The organism is Pseudomonas sp. WHRI 8519 (assembly GCF_040224055.2).
Lineage (GTDB): Bacteria > Pseudomonadota > Gammaproteobacteria > Pseudomonadales > Pseudomonadaceae > Aquipseudomonas > Aquipseudomonas putida_X.
Map to the genome: position 1 here is coordinate 2,113,851 of NZ_CP167996.1, position 24,847 is coordinate 2,138,697.

Annotated in this window: 26 protein-coding genes and 1 riboswitch; of the genes, 8 read left to right on the top strand and 18 right to left on the bottom strand. The window is 63.4% G+C overall.

The genetic code is table 11. The annotated features are described in order from the left end of the window. Positions 1–95: 95 nt before the first annotated feature. Entirely contained in the window at positions 96–1,433 is a 1,338-nt protein-coding gene (locus ABRP30_RS09565; protein WP_241803373.1) for an MFS transporter, read from the bottom strand. A 184-nt stretch (positions 1,434–1,617) separates the two neighbouring features. Then, entirely contained in the window at positions 1,618–2,301 is a 684-nt protein-coding gene (locus ABRP30_RS09570) for a FadR/GntR family transcriptional regulator (RefSeq protein WP_241803374.1), read from the bottom strand. A 278-nt stretch (positions 2,302–2,579) separates the two neighbouring features. Between ABRP30_RS09570 and ABRP30_RS09575 the strand changes: the two genes are divergently transcribed. From ABRP30_RS09575 to ABRP30_RS09590, 4 genes are read left to right on the top strand one after another with little or no spacing between them, the layout of a single operon-like run. Beyond that, positions 2,580–3,365 carry a transporter substrate-binding domain-containing protein gene (locus ABRP30_RS09575; protein WP_267823931.1) on the top strand — a complete coding sequence of 262 codons (786 nt, stop codon included), beginning with the start codon at positions 2,580–2,582 and terminating at the stop codon, positions 3,363–3,365. A gap of 22 nt (positions 3,366–3,387) precedes the next feature. After that, on the top strand, positions 3,388–4,053 hold the full coding sequence (locus ABRP30_RS09580) for an amino acid ABC transporter permease (RefSeq protein ID WP_349974465.1): 666 nt from the start codon (positions 3,388–3,390) through the stop codon (positions 4,051–4,053). Then, positions 4,053–4,700 (top strand): amino acid ABC transporter permease, encoded by a 648-nt coding sequence (locus tag ABRP30_RS09585; RefSeq protein ID WP_267822723.1) that lies wholly within the window; start codon positions 4,053–4,055, stop codon positions 4,698–4,700. The genes ABRP30_RS09580 and ABRP30_RS09585 overlap by 1 nt, the downstream gene beginning before the upstream one ends. After that, complete coding sequence (locus ABRP30_RS09590) at positions 4,687–5,421, top strand: amino acid ABC transporter ATP-binding protein (RefSeq protein ID WP_267822725.1); 735 nt, start codon at positions 4,687–4,689, stop codon at positions 5,419–5,421. Before ABRP30_RS09585 ends, ABRP30_RS09590 begins: the two co-directional genes overlap by 14 nt. Positions 5,422–5,442: 21 nt before the next feature. Here the strand turns inward: ABRP30_RS09590 and ABRP30_RS09595 are convergent, their stop codons facing one another. From ABRP30_RS09595 to ABRP30_RS09605, 3 genes are all read right to left on the bottom strand, one after another. Continuing rightward, positions 5,443–6,219 carry a ParA family protein gene (locus ABRP30_RS09595; protein WP_267822727.1) on the bottom strand — a complete coding sequence of 259 codons (777 nt, stop codon included), beginning with the start codon at positions 6,217–6,219 and terminating at the stop codon, positions 5,443–5,445. Between the two features lie 123 nt (positions 6,220–6,342). Further along, positions 6,343–6,684, bottom strand: coding sequence for a hypothetical protein (locus ABRP30_RS09600; RefSeq protein ID WP_349974464.1), 342 nt, complete (start codon positions 6,682–6,684; stop codon positions 6,343–6,345). A gap of 158 nt (positions 6,685–6,842) precedes the next feature. After that, positions 6,843–7,307, bottom strand: coding sequence for a hypothetical protein (locus ABRP30_RS09605; protein WP_241803381.1), 465 nt, complete (start codon positions 7,305–7,307; stop codon positions 6,843–6,845). 117 nt (positions 7,308–7,424) lie between these two features. On the opposite strand from ABRP30_RS09605, the gene ABRP30_RS09610 reads away from it, so the two are divergent. Then, positions 7,425–7,925 carry a GNAT family N-acetyltransferase gene (locus ABRP30_RS09610; protein WP_349974463.1) on the top strand — a complete coding sequence of 167 codons (501 nt, stop codon included), beginning with the start codon at positions 7,425–7,427 and terminating at the stop codon, positions 7,923–7,925. 7 nt (positions 7,926–7,932) lie between these two features. Here the strand turns inward: ABRP30_RS09610 and ABRP30_RS09615 are convergent, their stop codons facing one another. From ABRP30_RS09615 to ribBA, 10 genes are all read right to left on the bottom strand, one after another. Beyond that, positions 7,933–8,367 (bottom strand): pseudoazurin, encoded by a 435-nt coding sequence (locus ABRP30_RS09615; protein ID WP_241803383.1) that lies wholly within the window; start codon positions 8,365–8,367, stop codon positions 7,933–7,935. Positions 8,368–8,383: 16 nt separating this feature from the next. Further along, positions 8,384–9,172, bottom strand: coding sequence for an ABC transporter ATP-binding protein (locus ABRP30_RS09620; protein WP_349974462.1), 789 nt, complete (start codon positions 9,170–9,172; stop codon positions 8,384–8,386). Beyond that, positions 9,169–10,185 (bottom strand): iron ABC transporter permease, encoded by a 1,017-nt coding sequence (locus ABRP30_RS09625; RefSeq protein ID WP_349974461.1) that lies wholly within the window; start codon positions 10,183–10,185, stop codon positions 9,169–9,171. The genes ABRP30_RS09620 and ABRP30_RS09625 overlap by 4 nt, the downstream gene beginning before the upstream one ends. Beyond that, on the bottom strand, positions 10,185–11,195 hold the full coding sequence (locus ABRP30_RS09630) for an ABC transporter substrate-binding protein (protein WP_349974460.1): 1,011 nt from the start codon (positions 11,193–11,195) through the stop codon (positions 10,185–10,187). Before ABRP30_RS09630 ends, ABRP30_RS09625 begins: the two co-directional genes overlap by 1 nt. 109 nt (positions 11,196–11,304) lie before the next feature. Beyond that, positions 11,305–11,503, bottom strand: a riboswitch (cobalamin riboswitch). 28 nt (positions 11,504–11,531) lie between these two features. After that, positions 11,532–12,698: a DUF1624 domain-containing protein gene (locus ABRP30_RS09635; protein ID WP_349974459.1), complete on the bottom strand. Its 1,167-nt coding sequence runs from the start codon at positions 12,696–12,698 to the stop codon at positions 11,532–11,534. A 382-nt stretch (positions 12,699–13,080) separates the two neighbouring features. Next, positions 13,081–14,229, bottom strand: a complete 1,149-nt coding sequence (locus ABRP30_RS09640) for an ABC transporter ATP-binding protein (protein WP_267822745.1) — start codon at positions 14,227–14,229, stop codon at positions 13,081–13,083. Between the two features lie 19 nt (positions 14,230–14,248). Next, a complete protein-coding gene (locus ABRP30_RS09645; protein WP_012313829.1) occupies positions 14,249–15,058 on the bottom strand; it encodes an ABC transporter permease in 810 nt (269 codons plus the stop codon). A 6-nt stretch (positions 15,059–15,064) separates the two neighbouring features. Then, a complete protein-coding gene (locus ABRP30_RS09650; RefSeq protein WP_267822748.1) occupies positions 15,065–15,982 on the bottom strand; it encodes an ABC transporter permease in 918 nt (305 codons plus the stop codon). Next, positions 15,979–17,004, bottom strand: a complete 1,026-nt coding sequence (locus ABRP30_RS09655; RefSeq protein WP_267822750.1) for a polyamine ABC transporter substrate-binding protein — start codon at positions 17,002–17,004, stop codon at positions 15,979–15,981. Before ABRP30_RS09655 ends, ABRP30_RS09650 begins: the two co-directional genes overlap by 4 nt. 345 nt (positions 17,005–17,349) lie before the next feature. Continuing rightward, positions 17,350–18,465 carry a bifunctional 3,4-dihydroxy-2-butanone-4-phosphate synthase/GTP cyclohydrolase II gene (ribBA, locus tag ABRP30_RS09660; RefSeq protein ID WP_349974458.1) on the bottom strand — a complete coding sequence of 372 codons (1,116 nt, stop codon included), beginning with the start codon at positions 18,463–18,465 and terminating at the stop codon, positions 17,350–17,352. A gap of 78 nt (positions 18,466–18,543) precedes the next feature. Here ribBA and ABRP30_RS09665 point away from each other — a divergent pair, with 78 nt between their 5' ends. Continuing rightward, complete coding sequence (locus tag ABRP30_RS09665) at positions 18,544–18,837, top strand: DUF1330 domain-containing protein (RefSeq protein WP_241806506.1); 294 nt, start codon at positions 18,544–18,546, stop codon at positions 18,835–18,837. 100 nt (positions 18,838–18,937) lie between these two features. Further along, a complete protein-coding gene (locus ABRP30_RS09670; protein WP_267822754.1) occupies positions 18,938–19,684 on the top strand; it encodes an SDR family oxidoreductase in 747 nt (248 codons plus the stop codon). Here the strand turns inward: ABRP30_RS09670 and ABRP30_RS09675 are convergent. The 3 genes from ABRP30_RS09675 to ABRP30_RS09685 form a co-directional block, all read right to left on the bottom strand. Further along, positions 19,681–21,753: a PAS domain-containing protein gene (locus tag ABRP30_RS09675; protein ID WP_349974457.1), complete on the bottom strand. Its 2,073-nt coding sequence runs from the start codon at positions 21,751–21,753 to the stop codon at positions 19,681–19,683. The two genes, ABRP30_RS09670 and ABRP30_RS09675, sit on opposite strands and share 4 nt — an antisense overlap. Positions 21,754–21,854: 101 nt before the next feature. Beyond that, positions 21,855–23,264 (bottom strand): GntR family transcriptional regulator MpaR, encoded by a 1,410-nt coding sequence (gene mapR, locus ABRP30_RS09680; RefSeq protein WP_349974456.1) that lies wholly within the window; start codon positions 23,262–23,264, stop codon positions 21,855–21,857. Between the two features lie 122 nt (positions 23,265–23,386). Continuing rightward, entirely contained in the window at positions 23,387–23,626 is a 240-nt protein-coding gene (locus ABRP30_RS09685; protein WP_241806502.1) for a DUF3203 family protein, read from the bottom strand. 213 nt (positions 23,627–23,839) lie between these two features. Here ABRP30_RS09685 and ABRP30_RS09690 point away from each other — a divergent pair, with 213 nt between their 5' ends. Further along, a complete protein-coding gene (locus ABRP30_RS09690) occupies positions 23,840–24,364 on the top strand; it encodes an MgtC/SapB family protein (protein WP_349974455.1) in 525 nt (174 codons plus the stop codon). The last annotated feature ends 483 nt before the right edge of the window (positions 24,365–24,847 follow it).

The following is a 24,847-nucleotide window of genomic DNA, read 5'->3' on the forward strand; positions in this document are numbered from 1 at the left end:
GATTATCGAACCCCGAACACGGCGTTTCCAGCGCGGGTGCGCCCCTCGAAAGCGACGCTTGTCGCTGCTATGGGGCTGCAGTGCAGCCCCACATCTTAGATGCTGTTGGCAACCCCGCGACCCACCTCACCGTCAGGGGTCTCTTCATGCAACGATATTCGCGATGTTTCCGGCAACGCCAACCCGCCCACCAGCGCCACCAGCGCGATGGCCACCAGATAGAACGCCGGTGCCAGGCTGCTGCCGGTCTGCCCGATAAGCCAGGTCGCCACCAACGGTGCGGTGCCGCCAAACAACGTATAGGCCACGTTGTAGGTGATCGCCGAAGCGGTGTAGCGCGTGTGTGTCGGGAAACTCTCCGACAGCAATGCGGCGGTCACCACACCACTGGACAGTGCGCCTACCGCCAACAGGATGACCCCCAGCAGCGCGGCGGGCACTGACCCGGAACTGGCCAGCCAATAGGCCGGGAATACACACACCATCACCCACAGGCAGGTGAAACCAATGGTCTTGCGCCGCCCGACGCGGTCGGAGAACGCGCCGGCCAGCGGACAACCGATGGCGGCGAACACCAGCGCTACCGTGGTCACCAGCAGCGACTGGGCGCGTGTCAGGTTGCCGACCATCTGCAGGTAGGTGGCGAAGTAGGTGGTGAACATGTAGAAGGACAACGCAGTGAGCGAGATGAAGGCACCCAGGTTGCGGATGGCCCGGCCATGGTTACGCAACGTGTCCTTGAGTGGCGAATGCTCATGGGTCTTGCCTTGGGCGATGGCCTCGCGAAACGCCGGGGTTTCCTCCATGCGCCAGCGCAGGTACAGGCCCACCAGGCCCAGCGGCGCAGCCACCAGGAACGGTATGCGCCAGCCCCAGGCCGCCATCGCTTCGGCCGACAGGCTCGCCTCAAGGCCGAAGGCGATCACCGCCGCGCAGGCGAAGGCCGAGAAGGTCGACACGGGCACGAAGCTGCCATAAAAGGCCCGCTTGTTTTGCGGTGCATGTTCCATCAGGTAGGCACAGGCCCCTGCATACTCACCGCCTGCGGAGAACCCCTGCAGGCAGCGCGCAAGGGTCAATAGCGCGGGCGCGGCAAGGCCGATGCTGGCGTAGGTCGGCAGCAGGCCGATCAGTGTGGTGGAGCCGGCCATCAGCAGGATGGTCAGTGACAAGATACGTTTGCGTCCCAGTCGGTCACCCAGTGCGCCGAACACGATCCCGCCCAGTGGCCGCAAGGCGAAGGCCACGGCGAAAACGGCGAAGGTCTTGAGCAAGGCCACGCTGGCATCGCCACTGGCGAAAAACTGGCTGGCGATGATCGTTGCGAGAAAGCCGTAGACGGCAAAGTCGAACCATTCGACGAAGTTGCCGATGGCCGAGGCGGCGATGACCCGGCGCAGGGTGGCGGGGGATACCTCGTGAGATGCGGACATGTGGATACGCTCCGGTTTCAAAGGCAGCCTGGCGGATTAGCGAGGCGGTCTGGCCGCGTCGTCGTTGTTGTTGCAGGCAGTAAACCGGTGTGAGCGAAGGGGCGCTTTTTCGAGGACGACGCCCAGATATCTGTTTTGACCGCGTGAGACCCTTGGGTGGCCAAGCCTCGGCAGTCAGCGGGGGTTAAACCGAGAACACCACCCCGGTGCGCGAAGCCGCGTTGCGAATATGCTCCTGCATCGCTTTTTGCGCCGCCGCCTGTGAGCGGCGGGCCAGGGCGCGCAGGATCTTGCGATGTTCCTGCCAGGTTTCCATCGCCCGTTCCGGACGGATGAAGGGCAGCTTCTGGCTTTCCAGGAAGATCTCCTGGCTGGCGGTGATCACCTGCAGCATGGCGTGGTTACCGCAGGCTTGCAGCAACTGTTGGTGGAAGGCGAAATCCAGCCGTGCGGCGGCTTCGAAGCGGCCCGCGCGCAACTCCTGACGCATCGCCTCCACGTTCAGCTCCAGGCGATCGATATCGTCAGCGGTGAGCGCCAGCGCCGCCTGCCCAGCGGCAAAACCCTCCAAGGCATAGCGCAGTTGGAAGGTGTCGCTCGCCGAAACCTGTTCGGCATAAGGCCAGGCAAATGCCGAAGGCGTTGGCGCTTGCACGAACACACCTTTACCCGGCTGCACGCTCACCAAGCCCAGCGCGCTGAGCGAGGACAGCGCTTCTCGCAGAGAGGCCCTGCTGACCCCCAACTGCTCGGCAAGGTCGCGCTGCGAGGGCAGCGCATCGCCGGGCTGATAGCCGCCGTCTTCGATCAATTTGCGGATGCCTTGCAGGGCCTGTTCGGGGACGGCGCGGGGTAGGGTGTCGAGCATACTGTTCAGACCGGTCGGAGGGCGATGACCTTGGCTTTTTACGGCCATTGACAGGCGCTTGCAAGCATTGCTCCGCCCTGAAGCAGGCGAATGCGGCCTTGCACAAAAGCGGGGCGTGACGACGGCAGGGCAGGCGCACGGTCAGGCAACTGTTCAGACCAGTAAGACCGTTCAGCTCAGGGCTTGAGCATGTTGAACCAGGGCCCGCAGGGTTGTTGGCATGGCCCGTGCACTGGCCAGCCAGCACACTTTTCCCTGGTTATCTGCGAGGCCACACCATGAAGACATTCCGCACCTTGTTCCTGGCCAGCCTGTTCTGTAGCAGCGCCCTCGTGCTGCCAGCCGCCCAGGCTGATGCCCTGGCCGACATCAGCGCCCGTGGCGTGCTCAAGGTGGCAGTGCCCCAGGACTTCCCCCCCTTCGGCTCGGTAGGGCCAGACCTCAAACCCCGTGGCCTGGACATCGACACGGCACAACTGCTGGCAGACAAGCTGGGTGTGAAGCTGGCCCTGACCCCGGTAAACAGCACCAACCGCATCCCGTTCCTCACCACCGGCAAGGTCGACCTGGTGATTTCCAGCCTCGGCAAGAACCCGGAACGTGCGGCGGTGATCGATTTCTCCCGGCCCTATGCGCCGTTCTACCTGGCGGTATTCGGCCCGGCCGAGGTGGACATCGCCGGTATCGACGCTGTCGCTGGCAAGACCATCAGCGTTACCCGCGGCTCGATCGAGGACATGGAACTGAGCGCCGTAGCGCCCAAGGGCGCGGTGATCAAGCGTTTTGAAGACAACAACTCGACCATCGCCGCCTACCTCTCCGGCCAGGTCGAACTGATCGCCAGCGGCAGCGTGGTAATGGCTGCCATTGCCCAGAAGAACCCGGCCAAGGTGCCTGTGGTCAAGGTCAAGCTCAAGGACTCGCCTGTCTATGTGGGGCTGGCCAAGAACGAGCCGGCGCTGCTGGACAAAGTGAACGCCACGCTCGAAGCCGCCAAGGCTGACGGCAGCCTCAACCGCAATGCCGAAAAATGGCTGAAGCAGCCGCTGCCGGCCGACCTCTGAGCTGTACCCGGAGCCTGCCACCATGGCCTATGAATTCGACTTCGCCCCTGTGCTGGCCCAGGCCCCCTTGTTGCTCAAGGGCGCCTGGTTCACCCTGCAGCTTACGGCGGTCGGCACCTTGCTGGGCGTGGCCATCGGCGTGCTCGGCGCGGGTGTACGCGCCTGGCGTGTGCGCCCCTTCGACACGCTGTTTGGCTTGTACGTGGAGCTGATCCGCAACACACCCTTCATCGTCCAGCTGTTCTTCATCTTCTTCGGCCTGCCGGCACTGGGCATTCGCCTGACCGAGTGGCAGGCGGCGGTGCTGGCCATGGTGATCAACCTGGGGGCCTACTCCACCGAGATCATCAGGGCGGGCATTCAGGCCATTCCCAAAGGCCAGCTGGAAGCTGCCGCGGCCTTGGCCATGAGCCGCTTCGAGGCCTTTCGGCATGTGGTGCTGCAGCCGGCCCTGGCCAAGGTATGGCCGGCACTGACCAGCCAGATCGTGATCGTCATGCTCGGCTCGGCGGTGTGCTCGCAAATCGCCACCGAGGAGCTGTCGTTCGCCGCCAACTTCATCCAGTCGCGCAACTTCCGCGCATTCGAAACCTACCTGCTGACCACCGTGCTCTACCTGGTCATGGCCATCGCTCTGCGCCAATTGCTGGCGTGGCTGGGGCAACGTCTGCTGATGGGGAGACGCTAATGGACTTCACCTTCTGGGACATCCTGCGCAACCTGCTGATCGGCCTGCAATGGACCTTGCTGCTGTCGCTGGTGGCGTTCTTGTGCGGTGGCTTGGCCGGGCTGCTGGTGCTGGTCGCCCGCATTTCTCAATCGCCGTGGCTGCGTGGCCTGGCGCGCGGTTACATCGAGCTGTTTCAAGGCACACCATTGCTGATGCAACTGTTCATGGTGTTTTTCGGCATTGCCTTGTTCGGCCTGGATGTGTCTGCCTGGATGGCGGCAGCCATTGCCCTGACCCTGTTCACCAGTGCGTTTCTTGCCGAGATCTGGCGTGGTTGTGTCGAGTCCATTCCAAACGGCCAGTGGGAGGCGTCCGGTAGCCTGGCAATGAGCCGCATGGAGCAACTGCGCCATGTGATCCTGCCACAGGCGTTGCGCATCGCCGTCGCGCCGACCGTGGGCTTTTCGGTGCAGGTGGTCAAAGGCACTGCCGTCACCTCGATCATCGGTTTCACCGAGTTGACCAAGACCGGCGGCATGCTGGCCAACGCCACCTTCGAGCCGTTCATGGTCTATGGCCTGGTTGCGCTGGGTTACTTCATCCTCTGTTACCCGCTCTCGCTGAGCGCCCGTTATCTGGAAAGGAGGCTGCATGCCCCTGCTTAGAGTGTCCGCGCTGCACAAATACTACGGCGACAACCATGTGCTCAAGGGCGTCGACCTGAGCATCGAAGAGGGCGAGGTGGTCGCGATCATCGGCCGCAGCGGCTCGGGCAAAAGTACCTTGTTGCGCACCCTCAATGGCCTGGAGTCGATCAGTGATGGCGTGATCGAAGTGGACGGCGAGTACCTCGATGCCGGCCGCGCCGACCTGCGCTCCCTGCGGCAGAAGGTGGGCATGGTGTTCCAGCAGTTCAACCTGTTCCCGCACCTGAGCGTGGGCGAGAACGTGATGCTCGCGCCCCAGGTGGTGAAGAAGGCCAACAGGGCTCAAGCGCGCCAACTGGCTGAACAGATGCTGGCGCGGGTGGGCCTGGCGGAGAAGTTCGATGCCTACCCTGACCGGCTTTCCGGTGGCCAGCAACAGCGGGTGGCGATCGCGAGGGCGCTGGCCATGTCGCCCAGGGTGCTGCTGTGCGACGAAATCACCTCGGCGCTCGACCCCGAGCTGGTCAACGAAGTGTTGGGCGTGGTGCGCCAGCTGGCCAGCGAAGGCATGACCTTGATCATGGTCACCCATGAGATGCGCTTTGCCCGCGAAGTGGGCGACAAGCTGGTGTTCATGCACCATGGCAAGGTGCATGAAGTGGGTAACCCGCGTGAAGTGTTCGCTGCACCGCAAACGGCCGAGCTGGCCAATTTCATCGGCTCGGTGGTATCGGCCTGAGACTGCCTCGGCGGCTGCAGCTCAGGCCGCCCGCTCCAGCACGTCCAGCAGGTCGACGAACTCCATCGCCAGTTTGTGCCGCGGTGCCAGGTGTACCAGCGGCACCGACGCCAGGTGCGACTCTCGCATCTTGATCGAGCTGCTCAGATACACCGGCAGCACTGGCATGCCCTCGCTGCGCAGTTGGTCAACCAAGGTCTGATGCAGTGCTGTGCGGCCGGCGAACTGGTTGACCACCACGCCTTCCACGTGCAGCGCGGGGTTGTGGTCCAGGCGCAGTTCCTCGACCTGGGCCATGACACTGTGCAGCGCCTGGCGCGAGAAGCTGTCGCAGTCGAACGGGATCAACAGGCGCTCAGCCGCCACCAAGGCGCTGAGGGTATAGAAGTTGAGCGCAGGCGGGGTGTCGATATAGATCCGTTCGTAATCCTCGCTCAGCGCCAGCAGCAGCTTGCGCAGCTTGTTGATCTTGAACTTGCTCTGCAGTTTGCTCTGCAAGTCGCTGAGGTCGGGGCTGGCGGTCACCAGGTGCAGGTTACGGTAACGGGTTTCGGTGATTGCCACGCGGTGCTTCTTGCCCGCAGCGGTGACGGGCGACAGCGTCTGGCGAAAGAAATCGGCGATGCCGGCGGGTATGGCGTCGTTGGCCAGGCCAGTGAGGTAGTAGGTGGCGTTGGCCTGTGCGTCGAGGTCCACCAGCAACGTGCGGTAACCTTCGGCTGCACTGGCGGCGGCAAGGTTGCAGGCGATGCTTGATTTGCCCACGCCACCTTTCTGATTGAAAACCACACGACGCATTGGACGCTCATCCATGAAGAGAGAAATGTCAGGTTGGGGTCAATCCTATGACCAATACACGACAGTTTTATGACAACGACCGTGACATCTGGTCACGATAAACCCGGCCTGCGCGGGACCTGCTCAGCCGCCGCTCCCTGACCCGCTTCCACTGCTGCCGCTACCACTACCGCCGCTACCACTGCCAGAGCCTGAAGCCCCACCGGAGCCCTGGGATCCACTGCTCTCCGCGCCTTTGGTCGTGCCATCTCCGCCAGTGTTGTCGGTGTCGTTGCTGCCCGTTCCGCTACCGGTGGCATCGGCAGGCACACCCGCGCCCGTCGCCCCTCCCTTGTCGACTGCCATCGTGCCAGGGCCTGGGGGCGAGTTACCGTTGTCGTTAATGTCGGTCGCCGCCAAGGCGGCGGATGTGCCGGCGCCCAGGCAAAGGGCGAGCAGCAGCGCATGATGGGTCAACCGTTTCATGGTGATCTCCAGTGGAGTGATTACCCAATCTTCGGCTGGCCGGCGGGGTGGGAGGTGCCGTGCAACCGACGGGTGGCCGCCATTGAACGCCTGTCAGCTTCGCTGTGCACCTGCGCCACTCCCAGTGAGAGGGTCGCAGCGCCTACAGTACTGCGCGGTTACAACCCATTCAGCTCGTCCTCCACCTGCTGCAAGCGCTTCTGTGCCAGCGCCTGGGCCTTCTCGTCGCGTGCGGTCTCGCGCATCAGCCGGGTAAGCTTGGCGCTCAGCCGCTGGCCGTCCTCGGTCTGCTCCAGGGCCTGGGCCTTGGCGGGGTCGCGGGTGACCTGGACGATGGTGGCGAACTCGGCGTCGCTGAAGTTCTTTTCGCTGTAGAGCTTGAACAGGTCCTGGCGCTGGTCCTCGACCGTGAGGTGCTTGCGCAGCACGCTGCGGATTGTCTCTTCGTCGAGTTGCGGGTGAGTGCGGGTGAGCAGCGACGCCATGCGGTCTATGTTGTGCTCGTAGGCTTCCTGCAGCGGCAGCATGGCCACGATCTGCTCTTCGCGGGTCGGTTTCTGGTCGCAGGCGGTGAGGGCAGCGGCAAACAACAGCGGCAGCAACAACTTGCAGAGGCGGGGCATGGGCTGGCCTTGGGCGCGTTCTAGGGCGAGGATTATAGCGAGATCGGGCCGGCCATGCATTGGGCCGTCCGATGCGGTAGGGTAGGGAACCTTTTTTCAGGCCATCGCTTCAATCCCATGCCCGACTGGACTTTCCAAACACCCGGCCGTGACGCCATCGATGAAGTCGTAGCCTTCGTCGACAAGGCCCGCCGGGAGCTCTTCCCCATGCTCGCCCATTCACCTCTGCCCAAAGACCTGGCCGATTTCGAGGCGACCTACCTCGATGGCGACGGGCATTTTCTGGAAGCCCGGGATAACGGCACCTTGATCGCAACCATCGGCTACCAGCCCTACGACCATCGCTTTCATCAGCTCGATTATCACGGCAAACGCGTCGTTGAAATCGTGCGCCTGTTCGTGCTGCCCGGCTACCGGCGCAACGGCTTGGCCGCGGCGTTGTTCCAGGCCTTGCGTGAGCACGCCGTCGAGGCAGGTGTCGACTGCCTGTACCTGCACACCCATCCGTTTCTGCCGGGTGCGATCCGGTTCTGGGAGCGCCAGGGCTTTGTGGTGGTCGACGTAGAGGATGACCCGGTGTGGCTGACTACGCACATGGAGCAGTGGCAGGCGCTTTAGGAACCGGTCATTGGCCGGCCTCCAACTGCTGCAGTTGAGCTGCCAGGCGCGTGCGTGCCCGGGCAGGCAACGCCGCTGGCAATTCGGTCAAGCGGGCATCGCCTACCTGAATCAGCATCACCATGCCCATCGCCAGGTGCGGGATGCACTGGATGCCGTACACCCCTGGCACCGTGAAGGTCTGCTCGAAGGGCTGGTTCAGCTTGCTCTTGAAGGCCACGGCGCCCTCCGGTAGCAACCCGGGCAGGCTGGCTGCGTTGTGGCCGCTCTGGGTCGGCACGAAACGTACCGTATCACCCGGAGCGATACGCAGGTGGTCGGGCTCGTAGATCATCGAGCCTGCCGCCCCGCGGTTGAGCATCTTCACTTCGTGCACATCGGCCAGCGCGGCGAGAGGTAGCACAGCGCTGGCGAGCAGCAGGACGGTAGTGCGCAACAGCATGCCGGAGCTTCCTGGTTCAGGGGGCGCGAAAGCGCAGGATGCGCGCGCCGTCGAAGGGGTCGGTGAGGTAGCGGGCGTGTACGCCGAAGGTGCCCAGCAAACGCTCGGGGGACAGCACCTCAAGCGGATCGCCGAGGGCGACCAGGCGGCCGTGTTCGAGCACCGCCACGCGGTCGCAGGTCAGTGCCTGGTTCAGGTCGTGCAGGGCCACCAGGGTGGTTACCGGTAACGCCTGTACCTGTTGCAGCAGGCTCAGCTGATGCTGGATGTCGAGGTGGTTGGTCGGCTCGTCGAGCAGCAGCACCTGCGGGCGCTGGGCCAGGGCACGGGCAATGTGTACCCGCTGGCGTTCGCCACCGGACAGCGAACCCCAGATACGGCTACGCAGGTGCGAGGCATCGAGGTCGGCCAGGGCCTGCTCGACGATCGTACGATCCTCCTGGGAAAACGGCGCCAGGGCGGACAACCATGGGGTACGCCCTAGCGCCACGGCGTCGAACACGCTGATGGCGTCGAGGGTGTCGGCCTGTTGCTCGACCAGCGCCAAGGCCTGGGCGATGCGCCGACGCGGCAGGCGTGCAAGCGGCTCGCCGAGCAATTGCACGCCGCCGCTATGCGGCGTGCGCAGCCCGGCCAGCAGTTTGAGCAGGGATGATTTACCGGAGCCATTCGGGCCGACGATGCCAAGGGTTTCACCGGCGACGACCGTCAGGTTGATGTCGCGTAGCACGGGGTTGCCCGCCAGTTGCAAACCCAAGCCTTGGCAGGCGAGCGGAGCGACTTTCGGCGGTGTCATGGCCGTCATGCGCGCCCCCTGCGGCTGACCAGGATCAGCGCAAACACCGGTGCGCCGATCAGCGCGGTGACCACCCCTACCGGGATCACCTGGCCCGGGATCAGCGTGCGCGAAAGCATGTCTGCGGCGATCAGGAACAGCGCACCGCCCAAGGCGCTGGCCGGCAGCAGGCGGCTGTGGCCTGGGCCGAGCAACAGGCGCAGGGCATGCGGGATGACCAGCCCGACAAAACCGATGGCGCCGACGATGGACACCATCACCGCCGTCACCAGCGCCGCGCAGCTGATCAGCAGCAATTGGCTGCGCCGCACAGCGATGCCCATCGACGCCGCCGAATCAGCGCCGAAGGTGAAGGCGTCCAGTGTGCGCCGGTGCCACAGGCACACCACCAGCCCGAACAGTGCCACCGGCATGGCCAGCCATACCGATGGCCAGCGCACGCCACTGAGGTTGCCCAGCAGCCAGAACAGGATGCCGCGAGCCTGCTCGGCGGTGGCTGATTTGGTGATCAGAAACGCCGTCAGGGCGTTGAACAGTTGCGAGCCGGCAATCCCTGCCAGGATCACTTGGGCGTTGTTGCTGCTCGGGCCAGCTGCGCGGGCCAGCACCAGGACCAGCGCGAAGGCCGCGACGGCGCCGACGAAGGCGCCGCCGGACATGCTCAGGGCAATGCTGCCCAGGCCCAGCAGGCCCACCAGCACGGCGCCGGTCGATGCCCCGGCTGACAGGCCCAGCAGGTAGGGTTCGGCCAGCGGGTTGCGCAGCAGTGCCTGCAGGATCACCCCACAGGTCGCCAGCCCTGCGCCGCAGGCGGCGGCGACCAGCGTGCGCGTCAGGCGGTAGTTCCAGACGATACCGGCGTCGATCGGGTCGACCGGGTAACCGGCCTGCCACAGCTGGTTGGCCAATACCTGGTACACCACGCTGGGTGACACGCTGGTCTCGCCGATGGCAGTGCCGGCGAGCAGTGCGCCGAGCAGGGCAATCAGGGCCAGTGCAGAGCAGGGCAACAGACGCTTCATCACGGCGCCGCTTTACCGCTGGCGAAGGCTGCCGACAGGGTCTGCAGGCCCCGGAACAGGCGGATACCGGCCTGCATGGCATCGGCGTCGAGGATGATGATGCGGTTGTTTTTCACGGCATCCATGTGCTTGGTTACCGGGTCGCTGTGCAGGAAGTCGAGCTTCTTCTGGTAGTCGTCGGCCGGAAAGCGGCGGCGATCCATGCGGGCGATGATCAGCCACGTCGGGTTGGCCTTGGCGAGGGTTTCCCAACCCACCGTGGGCCATTCTTCGGTGGACTCGACCACGTTGCGCACACCCAGGGTGCGCAGCATGAAGTCTGCCACGCCCTGGCGGCCCGCGACGTAGGGGTCGATGTCGAGGTCGGCGCTGGAGAACCAGAACAGCGCAGAGGTCTGGCTCAGGTCTTTGCCGGCCAGTTGTTGCCTGGCGCCGTTCAGGCGTGCCTGGAGGTCGCTGTTCAGTGCCGCGCCACGGTCCTGGACGTCGAAGATTTCTGCCAGCTGGCTGACGCTCTTGTAGATGCTCTGGACCTGAAACGCCTGCAGTCGCGTGCCATCGGCCCCCACCAGGTTGTCCTTGCCTTCGCAGTCCGAGGGCAGCAGGTAGGTGGGAATCTTCAGTTCGTTGAACTGCTCACGGGTCGCGACCACGCCTTGGGCGCCAACCATCCATTCGAACTGTACGGCCACAAGTTCGGGGCGCTTGCCCACCACCGCTTCGAAGCTTGGGTCGTTGTCGGCCAGGCGTGGCACCTTGTCATTCAGCGCCTTGTACTCGGGCAAGACGTTGTTGAACCACAGCGATGTGCCGGCCAGCTTGTCGCCCAACCCCAGCGCGTAGAGGATTTCGGTGCCGGCTTGGCCGATGGTCACAGCGCGTGCGGGGGCGTGGGCGAAGGTTTGCGGCATGCCGCAGTTGTCCACGGTCAGCGGATAGTGCGTGGCGGCGGCCTGTGCCGCGCCCGTGAGGCTCAGGCCGACAAGCAGGGTGGCGAAACGGGACAGCATGCGGGGCGATCTCCTATCGGACAGTTCACGGAAGGAACGCGCGGACAGGCATCGCCGAGCCCCTCATGCGACAGGGGCAACTCTGATGGCCAATCCCGGACACCCCGCCGGTTGGTAGATGTAAGCCGGCAGGTCTCCTGACTGGTGCGTCATCACCCGGCTCCGGCCTTCCCGGATCAGCGGATCCAGTGACATCGATGGAGCGGGCTCGGCACCTACAGTTGCGGGGGCAGTTCCGGTTGGCGCGCCTGGGCGGCTTGGGATTCCCTATTGTTTCCGTGGTGGAAACCGGCGGCCCGCATGGTAGACCATCAGGCAGCCGGTGAAAACGCTGAATCAGAAGTACTTGAGCCAGGTGATGTCGCGGCGGCGCGCCTTGAGCCTGGCAAACCAGTGCACCGGCAGGTACAGCGCCACGGCCAGCAGTACAGCGCCCAGCCACACAGCGCCCATGCCGTCGAGCCCGAAGTAATCGCCGTGATTGCGGCCGAACAGGGCGACGCTGGCCAGGTACAGCAGTTTCAGCACGTACAGGTGCAGCAGGTAGAAGAACATCGGCGCCGCGCCGAACACCGCCAGGGCACCGATCCAGCGTGTTTGCCCTGCACGTTCAAAGGCGCGCAGCAGCAGCAGGCCGCAGCCCAGGGTCAGCGCCAGGAACAGCAACGAGGGCGGGTATTTGGTGATGTTGAAGAAACTCATCACGGTCTGGGTAAGCGTCGGGTAGCCGCTCCACGGCGCCTCGCCGTAGCCATTGAGCATGCGCAGCACCATGAAGCCGAGCAGGGCGATGACCCCTGCCAGCAGCAGGCGGTACTGACGCTGGCCGGCATCGCTGCCACGGGCGAACCATGGGCCCAGGCCATAGCCCAAGGCAATCACGCCGATCCACGGCAGTACCGGGTAGGAGGTACGCAGGCGCAGGCTGTCAGAGAGTTCCAGCCAGCCACGGTCATGCAGGATCGCCCACGGCACATGCAGCGCCGACTCGGTGGCAAAGTGCAGGCCGTCGAGCAGGTTGTGGCCGGCAATGATCACTGCGCCCAGCACAATCAGCGCCGGGCGCGGCAGCCACACCAGCAGCGACAGGGCGATCATGCTTACCCCGATGGCCCAGATCACCTGCAGGTAGATGACGCTGGGGGGCAACTGGAAGGTCCAGGCGAAGTTCACCAGGGTGAACTCCAGCACCACCAGGAACAGGCCGCGCTTGAACAGGAACGCCGAGACATCGCTGCGGCCCTGATACTTCTCGCCGTACAGCCAGGCCGACAGGCCGGTCAGCAGTACGAACACCGGGGCGCACAGGTGGGCCAGGGTGCGGCTGAAGAACAGCGACGGGTCGGTGGTGTCGATGCTCATCGGGTCGCTGACCTGGTGGTGCAGGAAGAAGGTTTCGCGAACGTGGTCGAGCAGCATGAACAGGATCACCAGACCGCGCAGGGCATCGATGCTCTGCAGGCGCTGGGTGAGCAGGGTTGGGGTGGCGGCGGAGCTTGTCATGGAGGTGTCGCAGGCAGGTTGTATGTCAAATGAAATGTTATTTTCTAACATTTTTACCTGCGCAAGGTAGTGCTTTTTTGCGGTGGCTGTGCAGCCCTCATCGCCGGTAAGCGGCTCCCACCGCGACCGCGCAGTTCTTCAAGCCTGCGCTTACCTGTGCAAGCAACGGTCTTGCCCAATTTCCAAAAGCCGGCGCAATCCAGGTGGGAGCCGGGCTTGCCGGCGATGGGCCGCACAGCGGCCCCAGATGCTCGCTGCTCCCGTCGAGCGCGCTGGGGCTATTACAGCTCCGCTAAAGACGCTGCGGGTCAGCGCCTGGCACCTGTAACGCGCATGCGAGGATTGGTCACGATGCGCGTCAATCATCCATCTACCGCTGTCCTCAGTGCGCGCCGGCCGACTTGCTCAGGTCGCTTTGCGCCCATTGGGTGTAGATGCAGGCATCTGCAACCGCCCAGCGGACCTTCACGGTATCGCCAGGCTGCATGGACATCCCCGCAGCCGAGAGAGCTTTCACGGTCAGTTCGGTACCGCCTGGGGTCATCACATGGCAGGTCTGGCTTTCGCCGAGGAACAGCACTTCGCCGACCTTGGCAATCACTTCGTTCCAGCCCGCTGGCAACGGTTGGCGTGCCGCTTGCTCGGCGGTGAGTGCCAGGGCCTTTTCCGGGCGTACCATGATCAATGCATCTTGCCCCGCCGCCAGGCCAGGCGTCAGGCGGATCGCCACCGGCTGGCCTTCGAAGCTGCCAGCGCCGTTGCTGGTGGCCGTGATGCGCAGGAAGTTGGAATTGCCCAGGAACGACGCGACAAAGGCGTTGGGTGGATTCTGGTAGAGGTCATAACCGGTGCCCAGGCCGACGATCTTGCCGTGGCTGAAGATGGCGATGCGCTGGGACAGACGCATGGCTTCTTCCTGGTCGTGGGTGACGTAGACGATGGTGATGCCCAGCCTGCGATGCAGCTGGCGCAGCTCATCCTGCAGGTCTTCGCGCAGTTTCTTGTCCAGTGCGCCAAGGGGCTCGTCCATCAGCAGGATACGAGGTTCGTATACCAAGGCGCGGGCAATCGCCACCCGCTGTTGCTGGCCGCCCGACATCTGCGAAGGCTTGCGATGGGCGAACGCCTCCAGTTGCACCAGCTTGAGCATGGCATCGACCCGCTTCTTGGTTTCGGCAGCGCTGAGCTTGCGGATGGCCAAGGGGAAAGCGATGTTGTCACGCACATTCAGGTGCGGGAACAGCGAGTAGCGCTGGAACACCATGCCGATGTCGCGCTTGTGTGGTGGCACATTCACCAGCGACTGCCCCTCGACCAGAATCTCGCCGCTGCTGGGCGTCTCGAACCCGGCCAGCATCGACAGCGTGGTGGACTTGCCCGAGCCGCTGGAGCCGAGGAAGGTGAGGAACTCGCCGTCCTGGATTTCCAGGTCCAGATTATCCACTGCGGTGAAGTCACCGTAATGCTTGTTCAGGCCGCGCAGGCTGACCAGGGTCTTGTTGTGCGCGTTGTCTTTGATCACTGCACTCATTGTTGTTTTCTCCGGGCGCTCAGGCGTTCGTTTCGGTGCGCCGGCGCAAGGCGGCGGCAATGACCATGACCAACAGCGACAGGCCGATCAGCAGCGTCGAGGCGACGGCGATCACCGGGCTCAGGTCCTGGCGCAGGGTGGTCCACATCTTGACGGGCAAGGTTTGCAGGTCGGGGCTGGCCATCATCACGCTCAGTACCACCTCGTCCCACGAGACCAGGAAAGCGAACAGCCCGCCGGCGATCATCCCGGGGCGAATGGCCGGGAAGGTCACCTTGAAGATCGCCTGCAGGCGCGAGGCGCCGCAGATCACCGCGGCGTCCTCGATCGATTGGTCGAACAGCTTGAGCGAGTTGATGATCGAAATGATGGTGAAGGGCAGGGCGACGATCACATGGCTGACCACGAAGGCGAACAGCGTGCCGGTGTAGCCGAGCTTCAGAAACAGTGCATACACCGCCACGGCAATGATCACCAGCGGCACGATCATCGGCATGGTGAACAGCCCGTAGAGCATTTCGCGGCCAGGGAAGCGGCCGCGCACCAGGGCGAATGCGGTAGGCAGGCCCAGCAGCACGGCGGCGATGGTGGTCAGCACGGCGACCTTGAAGCTGGCCAGGGCGGCGTCCATCCACTCAGGGTTGGCGAAGAACTGGGCATACCATTTGAAGGTCCAGCCTGGTGGCGGGAATACCAGCCATTGCGAGGAGCCGAACGACAGGAGGATGATGAAAACGACCGGCAGCAGCAGGAAGGCCGCAATCACGCCGGTGGTCAGGTACAAGCCCGTGCGCAGCGGGCGCCCCATGGCATTGGGAGACAGAAGCATGGCGGTTTACCTCGCGTTGCCGACCGGGGACTCCGGTTGCAGCTTCAGGTACAGGTAGAAGAGCACCAGGGTGATGACCACCAGCAGTGCGGCGGCGGCGCTGGCCAGGCCCCAATTGAGGAACGATTGCACCTGCTGGATGATGAATTCGGGCAGCATCATGTTCTGCGCGCCACCCAGCAGGGCTGGGGTGACGTAGTAGCCCAGCGACATGACGAACACCATCAGCGCACCGGAGAACAGCCCCGAGCGGCACAGCGGCAGGAACACCTTCCAGAAGTTGGTCCAGGGGCTTGCGCCGCAGATGGAGCCAGCCTGCAGCACCATCGGGTCGATGGCGTGCATGGTCGCCTGCAGTGGCAGCACGATGAACGGGATCATGATGTAGCTCATGCCGATCACCACGCCGGTCAGGTTGTGCACCATTTCCAGCGGGGCATCGATGATGCCCAGCGCCATCAACGCCTTGTTGATCACCCCCGAACCCTGCAGCAGCACCAGCCACGAGTAAGTGCGCGCCAACAGGCTGGTCCACATCGACAACAGCACGATGTTCAGCAACCAGCGGCCCCAGCCGTTGGGCACCAGGGTAATTGCCCAGGCCAGCGGGAAGCCCAGCAACACGCTGATCAGGGTGACGACGCCGGCAACCGAAAAGGTGTTGAACAAGACCCGCGCATACGCCGAGTTGGCGAACAGCTGCTCGTAGTTGCCCAGCCCCGGCACGGGCTCCAGCACCCCACGCAGCAACAGGCCGATCAGCGGGGCGAAGAAGAACAGGCCAAGGAACAGCAGGGCAGGCAACAGGTTGCGGCTGCCTTTCCAGCGCTGGCCGAGGCTCATGCGGCGCGGGGCCGTCCCGGGGGCGCCAGCGCCCGTGGGGGCACCTTGCGCGTTTTGCAGGGCGTTGATGGCGACTTTCATTTCACCAACCACTCATTCCAGCGCGCGGCGATGGCCTGGCCGTTCTTGGCCCAGTAGGCGAAGTCCAGGGTTACCTGGTCCTGGGCGTAGGCGGTTGGCAGGTTCTGCGCGAGGTCTTTGTCGAGCTTGGCCACGCTGTCCAGGTTCACCGGCGCGTAGGCGGTCTTGTTGGCGAAATCGGCCTGGCCTTCGGCGCTGCTGGCCTGGGCCAGGAACTTCATGGCCGCGTCCTTGTTCTTGGCGCCCTTGGGGATGACCAGGAAATCGGCCATGACCAGGTTCTGCTTCCAGCTCACGCCCACTGGCGCTCCATCTTGCTGCAGGGCGTAGACGCGGCCGTTCCAGAACTGGCCAAGCGAGGCTTCACCGGAGGCCAGCAATTGCTGCGACTGGGCACCACCGCCCCACCAGACGATGTCTTTCTTGATGGTGTCGAGCTTCTTGAAGGCGCGGTCCAGGTCCAGCGGGTAGAGCTTGTCAGCCGGCACGCCGTCAGCCAGCAGGGCCAGTTCCAGTACGCCGGGGCTCGGCCACTTGTACAGGGCGCGTTTGCCGGGGTAGGTCTTGGTGTCGAACAGCGCGGTCCAGTCCACCGGTTTGTTGGCGCCGAGCTTGCCTTCGTTGTAGCCGAGCACGAACGAGAAGAAGAACGAACCGACGCCATGGTCGGAGACGAAGCGTGGGTCGATCTTGTCGCGCGCGATGGTGTTGAAATCGAGGGGTTCGAGCAGGCCCTCACTGGCGGCACGCAGGGCGAAGTCGGCTTCCACGTCGACCACGTCCCACTGCACGTTGCCGCTCTCGACCATGGCTTTGAGCTTGCCGTAGTCGGTCGGGCCGTCCTGTACCACTTTGATGTTGGTCGATTTGCTGAAAGGTACGGCCCATGCTTCTTTCTGGGCGTCCTGGGTGGTACCGCCCCAGCTGACGAAGTTGAGGCTGTCAGCGGCCTGGGTCGCCTGACATGCCAGGGTCAGCAGGCTGGCGGACAGCACTGCGGTTACACGTTTGCTCAACAGCATGGTTACGCCCTCGTTGCTTTTTGTTATTCGAGGCGGGGCTGGTAGTGCGCCCGCCAACAGTATTCGGGGAGCAGCTAAAACAAAGTGTCGGTGGCCGTTGGGTAAGTGTAGGTAGCGGCCTGCGATTCCAAGGTCTACGGGATATCATATTATGGTATTCCAAGATTTTGGCAAGAGGGGGAGGCTACCGGCCATCACTCTTCTTTGAGCTCCAAGCTTCAAGCTGCAAGCTGCAAGTAGAAGCGGATCGCGTCGTGCCGAAGATCTGCTTTTGCTTTTGCTTTTGCTTGCAGCTTGCAGCTTGCAGCTTGCAGCTTGCAGCTTGCAGCTTTCAGCTTGGAGCTTTCAGCTCTGGGCTTGGAAGGGGATGCTCTGGACCACTTCCAGCTCATAGCCCGCCAGGCCCGCGTATTTGAGCGGGGGGCCCAGGTGGCAGAGCTTGCCGACGCCCAGGTCCTGGAGAATCTGCGCGCCAGTGCCGACTTCTGAGTACACCTTCGACTGGCCCCGCTGGTACGGACGCAGCGGCTGAGTCAGTTGCGGGATGCGTTCGAGTAGCGCCTGGGATGATTCGTGGTTGGCCAGGATCACCACCACTCCGGCACCTTCCTCCGCGACCTTCTGCAGCGCAGCCCACAAGGTCCAGTTCGCCGGTCCGGCATACTCGGCACCGACCAGGTCGCGCAACGGGTCGATGACGTGCACGCGCACCAACGTCGGCTGCTCGCGGCGGATATCGCCCATCACCATGGCCATGTGCACACCGCCTTCGATACGGTCTTCGTAGGTCACCAGGCGGAAGGTGCCGTGCACGGTCGGCAACTCGCGCTCACCGATGCGCTTTATGGTCTGCTCGGTGCTCAGGCGGTAATGGATCAGGTCGGCGATGGTGCCGATCTTGATGCCGTGCCGGGCGGCGAACACTTCCAGGTCCGGTCGGCGAGCCATGGTGCCGTCATCGTTGAGCACCTCGACGATCACCGAAGCCGGGGCAAAACCGGCCAGGCGTGCCAGGTCGCAACCCGCTTCGGTATGGCCGGCGCGGTTCAGCACACCGCCTTCGCGGGCACGCAGTGGGAAGATGTGGCCGGGCTGCACCAGATCCGCCGGGCGGGCATCGGCGGCCATGGCTGCGGCCACGGTGCGCGCCCTGTCAGCCGCAGAAATGCCAGTGGTCACCCCCGTGGCCGCCTCGATGGATACGGTGAAGGCGGTGCTGAACGCGCTGCCGTTGGCCGGTACCATCTGCTCCAGCCCCAAGCGCTGACAATGCTCGTCGGTCAAGGTCAGGCAGATCAGGCCCCGCGCTTCGCGGGCCATGAAATTGATGGCCTGCGCGTCACAGCGCTCGGCGGCGATCAGCAGGTCGCCCTCGTTCTCCCGATCCTCGTCGTCCACCAGCAGCACCATCTTGCCTTGGCGGTAGTCCTCGAGGAGTGCTTCGATCGTGTTGAAAGCCATGCTGAACGCTCACTGTGAATGGGTGATTATTATGGTATACCATCATACACAAATAGTTTTGCATCAGGAGAGTAGCGGATGAAAGCGTATTGGATTGCCCACGTGGACGTGACCGACCCCGAGCAGTATCAGCAGTACACCCAACGGGCGCCCGCCGCCTTTGCCGCATTCGGCGGGCGGTTCCTGGCCCGGGGCGGGCGCAGCGAGGCGATGGAAGGGCGGTCGACGCCCCAGCGGACCGTGGTGATCGAGTTCCAGACCTACGAACAGGCGCTGGCCTGCTATCGATCCGAGCTGTACCAACAAGCGTGCAGCCATCGTCACGGCGTGGCCAAGGCTGAGGTGATCATCGTCGAAGGGTTCGAGCCCTGAGCGCGGGGCGAAATTGCCTGAGCTGTTGTGCTGGGTCATTCCAAGAGGCTGGCTTTTCCCCTATTGTCGAACCTATGTTCCCACGTGATTTGGCAGGCCCATGGAGAAAGTCATTGTCATCACCGGCGCCAGCCGTGGCATCGGCGCCGCCACCGCGCTGCAGGCTGCCCGTGAGGGTTACCGCATCTGCATCAACTACCACGCCGATGACCAGGCCGCGCACGCCATTCTTGCCCAGGTCCGCGCACTCGGCGCCCAGGCCATTTGTGTGCGTGCAGACGCCAGTGTCGAGGACGAGGTGATCCAGCTGTTCCACCGCGTCGATGAAGCGCTCGGCCCCGTCACCGCACTGGTGAACAACGCGGGCACCATCGGCCAGCAGAGCCGCGTGGAAGACATGTCGGAGTTCCGCCTGCTCAAGGTGATGAAAACCAATGTCGTCGGGCCGATGCTTTGTGCCAAGCACGCCTTGCTGCGCATGGCCCGCCGCCACGGTGGCCAAGGTGGGGCCATCGTCAATGTGTCATCAAGGGCTGCACGCCTGGGCTCACCCAACGAGTATGTGGACTACGCCGCGTCCAAAGGCGCCCTCGACACCTTCACCCTTGGCTTGGCCAAGGAAGTGGCAGGTGAGGGTGTGCGGGTCAATGGCGTGCGCCCAGGCTACATTCATACTGACTTCCACGCCCTGTCCGGCGACCCCGACCGTGTCGCCAAGCTGGAACCTGGCTTGCCCATGGGGCGTGGCGGTCGCCCGGCAGAAGTGGCCGAGGCCATTCTCTGGTTGCTGTCGGACAAGGCGTCCTATTCCACTGGCAGCTTTCTCGACCTTGGCGGCGGGCGCTAATCGCCACCGCTCAGCAGTTGCTGCACGCACTCGGCCAGCACGTCCAGCTCGAACGGCTTGCCCAGCACATGAGCGCCTTGGAGTAGCGGGCCGCCTCCCAGCGCCGCACTGTTGTCATAGCCGGTAATGAACAACACTTTGAGGTCGGGGTGCTGCCGCCGGTAGTGCTCCGCCACATGGCGACCGTTGGGGCCGTCGGGCAGGCCGATGTCGCTTATCAGCAGGTCCGGCCGTTCGCTGTGTTCCAAGTGTGCCAAGGCGCCCCGCCCATTCTCGAAGGCGCTGACCCGGTAACCCTGCTCTTGCAGGACCTCGCTGATCACCACGCGCAGGGCTAGCTGGTCTTCCACCAGCACGATGCGCTGCCCGTTGGCACGGTGTTGATCCAGAGCGCTGGCCTTGGGCGCCTGGGGCTGCGCCGTGGGCTGTTGGTGATGGCGCGGCAGGTACAATTCAACACGTGTACCCATGCCGGGTTGCGAAAGCACGCGTGACTGCCCACCGGACTGGCGCACGAAACCATAGGTCATCGACAGCCCCAGGCCGCTGCCCTTGCCGATGGGTTTGGTGGAGAAAAAAGGGTCGAAGGCACGTGCAATCACTTCCTCGCTCATCCCGCAGCCGTTGTCGACAACGCTAAGGCGCACGTAGTCGCCGCTGGGCAACCCCAAAGGGCGTGCCTGATCATTGTCCAGCGCCACGTTGTCACCATGGATGCTGATGACACCCCCGTCAGGCAGCGCGTCACGTGCATTGATGCACAAGTTGAGCAGGGCGCTTTCCAACTGTGGCGGGTCGATGAAGGTGGGCCATAGTTCAGGAGCGAACCGGCTGTGCAGGGAAATGGAGGGGCCGATCGTTCGGCGTAGCAGCTCCTGCATGCCGCCCAGCAGCTCTGCCACCTCCGTGGCGCGTGGTTGCAGGGTTTGTTGGCGCGAGAATGCCAGCAGCCGTTGCACCAGGGATGAGGCGCGTTTGGCCGTGCTGTTGGACATGTCGAGTAAATTTTCCAGCTCGGTATAGCGCTGTTGCTGCAGGCGCAGCTGGATCAGTTCCTGGGTATTGAGGATGCTGCCGAGCAAATTGTTGAAGTCATGTGCGATGCCGCCGCTGAGTTGCCCGACGGCCTCCATCTTTTGCGCCTGGCGCAAGGCCTGCTCTGCGTTGGCAAGGCGTTGTTGCGCCTGCACGCGGTCGCTGATGTCGTAGGCGAACAGGTAAGCGCCCACCGGGGCCCCAGCAGCGTCACGCAGGGCATTGAAGCGCAGTTCATAATGGCGCTGGTCTGGTTGCTGGCCGAATGCACCGATCTCGGTGAACTGCTCGCCCTGCAGTGCCCGTCGCCATAAGGGCAGGATCGTCTCGCGATCTGCGGCATTGTCACCCATCAGCGACGGCATGTAGGCGCCGACTACCGGTGTATGGCCATACAGCAACCGAAAGTCCTCCCTGGCCTTGCGATTGACGGCCAGCCAGTGCATGCCGTTGTCGAGCACGTGCACGTTGGCTGCGCTCTGGTCGATAAGCTCTGCGAACAGGCTGCGCTGTGCCATGGCTTCGCTTGCCCGTTGCTCCAGGCGAGCATTGAGCTGCGCAAGGGCCTGCTCGGTATTGCATCGCTCGGTCACATCCTTGAACAGCACCGCAACCTGCCGGCGCTCCGGCGGCTCGATACGAAAAGAGCTCACTGACAGAACGCGGCCGCTGGCTCGTAGTTCCTGTTCGAATTGCTGGGGGGCACCGGTGTGCAGCACGGGACCGTAACGGGCAACCCACGCGTCGGCTTCATCAGGCAATATGTCGCGCATTTTCTGGCCGGTCGCGTCCGCGATGCCTGCGTGCTTGGTATAGGCGGGGTTGACGAGCACGTGCACGAAATCACTCAGCGGGCCATGGGGGCCGTCAATGAATTCGATGATGCAGAAGCCTTCGTCCATGGTATTGAACATAAAGCGGTAAACATCCAGGCCTAGCGGCGAATGCTGCTGCAGTTCGGCTTCCAGCTGTGTGATACGTTGGCGCAAGGTGGCGATTTCTTCGCGCAGGGCAAGCATCTCGTTCACAGGCATGGCAGCGTCCGGCAGCAGTGCGTGGCTAAGACTTTAACGCTGCGGCTGTGCTACGCCTACTCGGAATTTTGCCAGATTGCGCCCGAATGCCCATTTTGCTGTCAGAACGAGCGGATGATGCGGCCTAGGGTTGCCATGGCTCGCTCGGCGGTGTCGCTCCACGGGGTGCCGTAGTTCAGGCGGATGCAGTTGCCAAAGCGGCGGGTGGGCGAAAATATAGGCCCCGGCGCGATGCTGATGCCTTGGGCCAGGGCCATGTGGAACAGCTTCAGCGCGTCTATCCGTTCGGGCAGTTCCAGCCACAGAAAGTAGCCGCCAGAAGGCTGGCTGACTCGCGTCTGCGCCGGAAAATAGCGCGAGATGGCGGCGAGCATGTTGGCTTGCTGGCCTTCCAGGGCATAGCGCAGTTTGCGCAAGTGGCGATCATACCCACCGTGTTCCAGGTAGTCGGCAATGGCCGCCTGGGCCGGCATCGAGGCGCACAGTGAGGTCATCAGCTTGAGCCGTTCGATCTTCTGGGCAAAGCGCCCTGCGGCTACCCAGCCGATCCGGTAACCGGGCGCCAGGCTCTTGGCGAATGAGCCGCAGTGCATGACCAGGCCTTGAGTGTCGAAGGCCTTGGCAGGCTTGGGCGCCTGTTGCGAGTAATACAGCTCGGCGTAGACATCGTCCTCGATCAGCGGCACCTGATGGCGCTGCAGCAATGTTACCAATGCCTGTTTCTTCGCCTCGGGCATGCTCGCGCCCACTGGGTTCTGGAAGTTGGTCATGCACCACACGGCTTTGACCGGGTGCTTTTCCAAGGTCTGGGCGAGGGCGGCCAGGTCCATGCCCTCGCGTGGCTGCACGGGTATTTCCACCGCCTTGAGTTTGAGCCGTTCCAGCACCTGTAGGCAGGCGTAGAAGGCCGGTGCCTCGACCGCCACCAGGTCGCCCGGCTCGGTGACCGCCTGCAGGCACAGGTTCAGTGCTTCCAGCGCGCCGTTGGTGATCAGCAACTCCTCCATGGGCAACATCATCCCGCCAACCATGTAGCGCAGGGCGATCTGCCGGCGCAGTTGCGGGTTGCCCGGTGACAGGTCGGTGACCACCATGCGTGGGTCCATGGCCCGGCTGGCGCTGGCCAGCGAGCGCGACAGGCGCTGCAGCGGGAACAGTTCCGGGCTGGGGAACGCTGAGCCGAACGGCACGGTGTTCGGGTCCTTGATCGATTCGAGTATCGAGAACACCAGGGCGCTGACATCCACGTCAGTCGATTCGCTCAGCGGCTCCAGTGGCTGTGGCTCGCAGAAGTGACGCGGTGCATGGGCAGTGACGAAATAGCCTGAACGCGGCCGTGCGCGGATCAGCCCGCGGCGTTCGAGCAGGTAGTAGGCCTGGAACACGGTCGACGGGCTGACGCCGTGTGTCTGGCTGGCGTAGCGCACCGATGGCACGCGCTGACCGGGGCCGAGCACGCCAGAGCGGATCAGTTCGGCAATGTCATCGGCGAATCGTTCGTAGCGTTTCATGAAGGCTCGGCAGCAGGGTGAACAGGCAAGTCACCCCCACTATGGGCCCGAAGCGGTTTTCAGTACAGGCTCAGGCCATGCACCAAAAACCGGATCAGTTGCTGGTCAGTGCTTCAGCCGCTCTAGATTACCGAGCCAGGAACGCTCGCCTTCAAATGCTTTCGGCTGTCCACGGCGCCGGCTACGGTCAGCGCGTCGGCTTCGGCTTCGGTGATCGGCACGCGCTGGCCTGCCAACAGCGCCACGGACATGCGCAACTGTTCATCGGTGATGATCTCAATGTCCGGGCCATCACCTTCGATGCGCAGGTCTTCGCCTATGAGGGTGCAGCGGCGGGTGCTTTCTTCGATTTCGACGGGCATGGGCTGGTCCTCCGGGTTGCAGTTACAGCTGTGACCGCAGGCACTCACCGGTTGCTGCATCCACCCGCCGGGCGGGGCACTTTGTGGGGGCGACGGCGGTCCACCCTCAAGGAGCCCTGCCGTACGCGGCTCAGAAGCACTGCGCTGTGAGCGCGGATTCAGCCGCGAAACGGCGCCAGGGCCGGCCACCAGTTTGACCGCGAGAAATTTTCCATGGACGTTGTCTGGCAGACGATACAAGCCGAATTCGCCGATATCACGCAAGTGCGTGAAGTCACCCGCATCATCCTGCGCCTGTTGATGGCCGCCATTCTGGGGGCCATTCTGGGCTTCGAGCGTGAGCACAAAGGCAAGTCCGCTGGCGTGCGTACCCATATGCTGGTGTCGATGGGCGCCGCGTTATTCGTGCTGGCGCCAAGCATGGCCGGGGCCGACGAGCAGGCCTTGAGCCGGGTGATCCAGGGTATCGTCGCCGGTATCGGTTTTCTCGGTGCGGGCACCATCCTCAAAGGTAATGGTCGCGACACCAGCCACGTCAAAGGCCTGACCACGGCCGCTGGCCTGTGGATGACGGCCGCCATCGGTACCGCTGCAGGCATGGGGCGTGAAGCGACGGCGCTGATCAGCACAGTGCTTTCGCTGCTGGTGCTGGCCACGATGCCGATGATGGTGGAAAAGGTCGAGGGGCACGACGAGAAGAAGCAGGAGGAGGAGGAGGAGGATGTCAGGAAGCACTGAGGGGAGCCGAAGCTCCCCTCAAAGCGTTGTTGCCTGCTCTTTTCTTATTATTGAAGGCCGACCTTTTATTGTTTTTGTAGGCTTGCCTTGGTGCTGCGAGTGACCCCCAACCGGGGTCAAGAGCAAACGTATTTTTTTGAGCGCTGACCTGCTTTCATCCTAAGGATCCGATGCTGGCTGCCGCTACCTTGAGGTAGTTTTATTGTTCTGTGCCAGACCGCGGGGCAAACCCCTGAAAAGCGTGTCTACTCCAAAAAAATCTGCTTGCTGCGCCTCTGCCGTGTTGTTCTTGTTATGTCAGAGCCGGTACATGTTGTTTTTATTGGGTGTCGCATTTTTTGTTGTTGTTGTACGAAAGATATAGCAGGCGCCGTGCCAACTTTTGAAAACTGTTGTAAATCAATGGCTTGAGCTGAATCGACCAATTCGGGTGGCGTGAAATTCTGTCGAATTGTTTCCCTGTTACCCGATTTTTTGCTGAGG

Excerpts from the sequence above, each read along its gene's own strand:
- ABRP30_RS09590 (WP_267822725.1), top strand. The coding sequence starts at position 4,687 with ATGCCCCTGCTTAGAGTGTCCGCGCTGCACAAATACTACGGCGACAAC.
- ABRP30_RS09650 (WP_267822748.1), bottom strand. The coding sequence starts at position 15,982 with ATGAAAGTCGCCATCAACGCCCTGCAAAACGCGCAAGGTGCCCCCACG.
- ABRP30_RS09655 (WP_267822750.1), bottom strand. The coding sequence starts at position 17,004 with ATGCTGTTGAGCAAACGTGTAACCGCAGTGCTGTCCGCCAGCCTGCTG.
- ABRP30_RS09575 (WP_267823931.1), top strand. The coding sequence starts at position 2,580 with ATGAAGACATTCCGCACCTTGTTCCTGGCCAGCCTGTTCTGTAGCAGC.
- ABRP30_RS09665 (WP_241806506.1), top strand. The coding sequence starts at position 18,544 with ATGAAAGCGTATTGGATTGCCCACGTGGACGTGACCGACCCCGAGCAG.
- ABRP30_RS09630 (WP_349974460.1), bottom strand. The coding sequence starts at position 11,195 with ATGCTGTCCCGTTTCGCCACCCTGCTTGTCGGCCTGAGCCTCACGGGC.
- ABRP30_RS09685 (WP_241806502.1), bottom strand. The coding sequence starts at position 23,626 with ATGCCCGTCGAAATCGAAGAAAGCACCCGCCGCTGCACCCTCATAGGC.
- ribBA (WP_349974458.1), bottom strand. The coding sequence starts at position 18,465 with ATGGCTTTCAACACGATCGAAGCACTCCTCGAGGACTACCGCCAAGGC.
- ABRP30_RS09615 (WP_241803383.1), bottom strand. The coding sequence starts at position 8,367 with ATGCTGTTGCGCACTACCGTCCTGCTGCTCGCCAGCGCTGTGCTACCT.
- mapR (WP_349974456.1), bottom strand. The coding sequence starts at position 23,264 with ATGAAACGCTACGAACGATTCGCCGATGACATTGCCGAACTGATCCGC.
- ABRP30_RS09605 (WP_241803381.1), bottom strand. The coding sequence starts at position 7,307 with ATGCCCCGCCTCTGCAAGTTGTTGCTGCCGCTGTTGTTTGCCGCTGCC.
- ABRP30_RS09595 (WP_267822727.1), bottom strand. The coding sequence starts at position 6,219 with ATGCGTCGTGTGGTTTTCAATCAGAAAGGTGGCGTGGGCAAATCAAGC.
- ABRP30_RS09645 (WP_012313829.1), bottom strand. The coding sequence starts at position 15,058 with ATGCTTCTGTCTCCCAATGCCATGGGGCGCCCGCTGCGCACGGGCTTG.
- ABRP30_RS09620 (WP_349974462.1), bottom strand. The coding sequence starts at position 9,172 with ATGACGGCCATGACACCGCCGAAAGTCGCTCCGCTCGCCTGCCAAGGC.
- ABRP30_RS09675 (WP_349974457.1), bottom strand. The coding sequence starts at position 21,753 with ATGCCTGTGAACGAGATGCTTGCCCTGCGCGAAGAAATCGCCACCTTG.
- ABRP30_RS09690 (WP_349974455.1), top strand. The coding sequence starts at position 23,840 with ATGGACGTTGTCTGGCAGACGATACAAGCCGAATTCGCCGATATCACG.
- ABRP30_RS09635 (WP_349974459.1), bottom strand. The coding sequence starts at position 12,698 with ATGACAAGCTCCGCCGCCACCCCAACCCTGCTCACCCAGCGCCTGCAG.
- ABRP30_RS09580 (WP_349974465.1), top strand. The coding sequence starts at position 3,388 with ATGGCCTATGAATTCGACTTCGCCCCTGTGCTGGCCCAGGCCCCCTTG.
- ABRP30_RS09610 (WP_349974463.1), top strand. The coding sequence starts at position 7,425 with ATGCCCGACTGGACTTTCCAAACACCCGGCCGTGACGCCATCGATGAA.
- ABRP30_RS09600 (WP_349974464.1), bottom strand. The coding sequence starts at position 6,684 with ATGAAACGGTTGACCCATCATGCGCTGCTGCTCGCCCTTTGCCTGGGC.
- ABRP30_RS09570 (WP_241803374.1), bottom strand. The coding sequence starts at position 2,301 with ATGCTCGACACCCTACCCCGCGCCGTCCCCGAACAGGCCCTGCAAGGC.
- ABRP30_RS09585 (WP_267822723.1), top strand. The coding sequence starts at position 4,053 with ATGGACTTCACCTTCTGGGACATCCTGCGCAACCTGCTGATCGGCCTG.
- ABRP30_RS09565 (WP_241803373.1), bottom strand. The coding sequence starts at position 1,433 with ATGTCCGCATCTCACGAGGTATCCCCCGCCACCCTGCGCCGGGTCATC.
- ABRP30_RS09670 (WP_267822754.1), top strand. The coding sequence starts at position 18,938 with ATGGAGAAAGTCATTGTCATCACCGGCGCCAGCCGTGGCATCGGCGCC.
- ABRP30_RS09640 (WP_267822745.1), bottom strand. The coding sequence starts at position 14,229 with ATGAGTGCAGTGATCAAAGACAACGCGCACAACAAGACCCTGGTCAGC.
- ABRP30_RS09625 (WP_349974461.1), bottom strand. The coding sequence starts at position 10,185 with ATGAAGCGTCTGTTGCCCTGCTCTGCACTGGCCCTGATTGCCCTGCTC.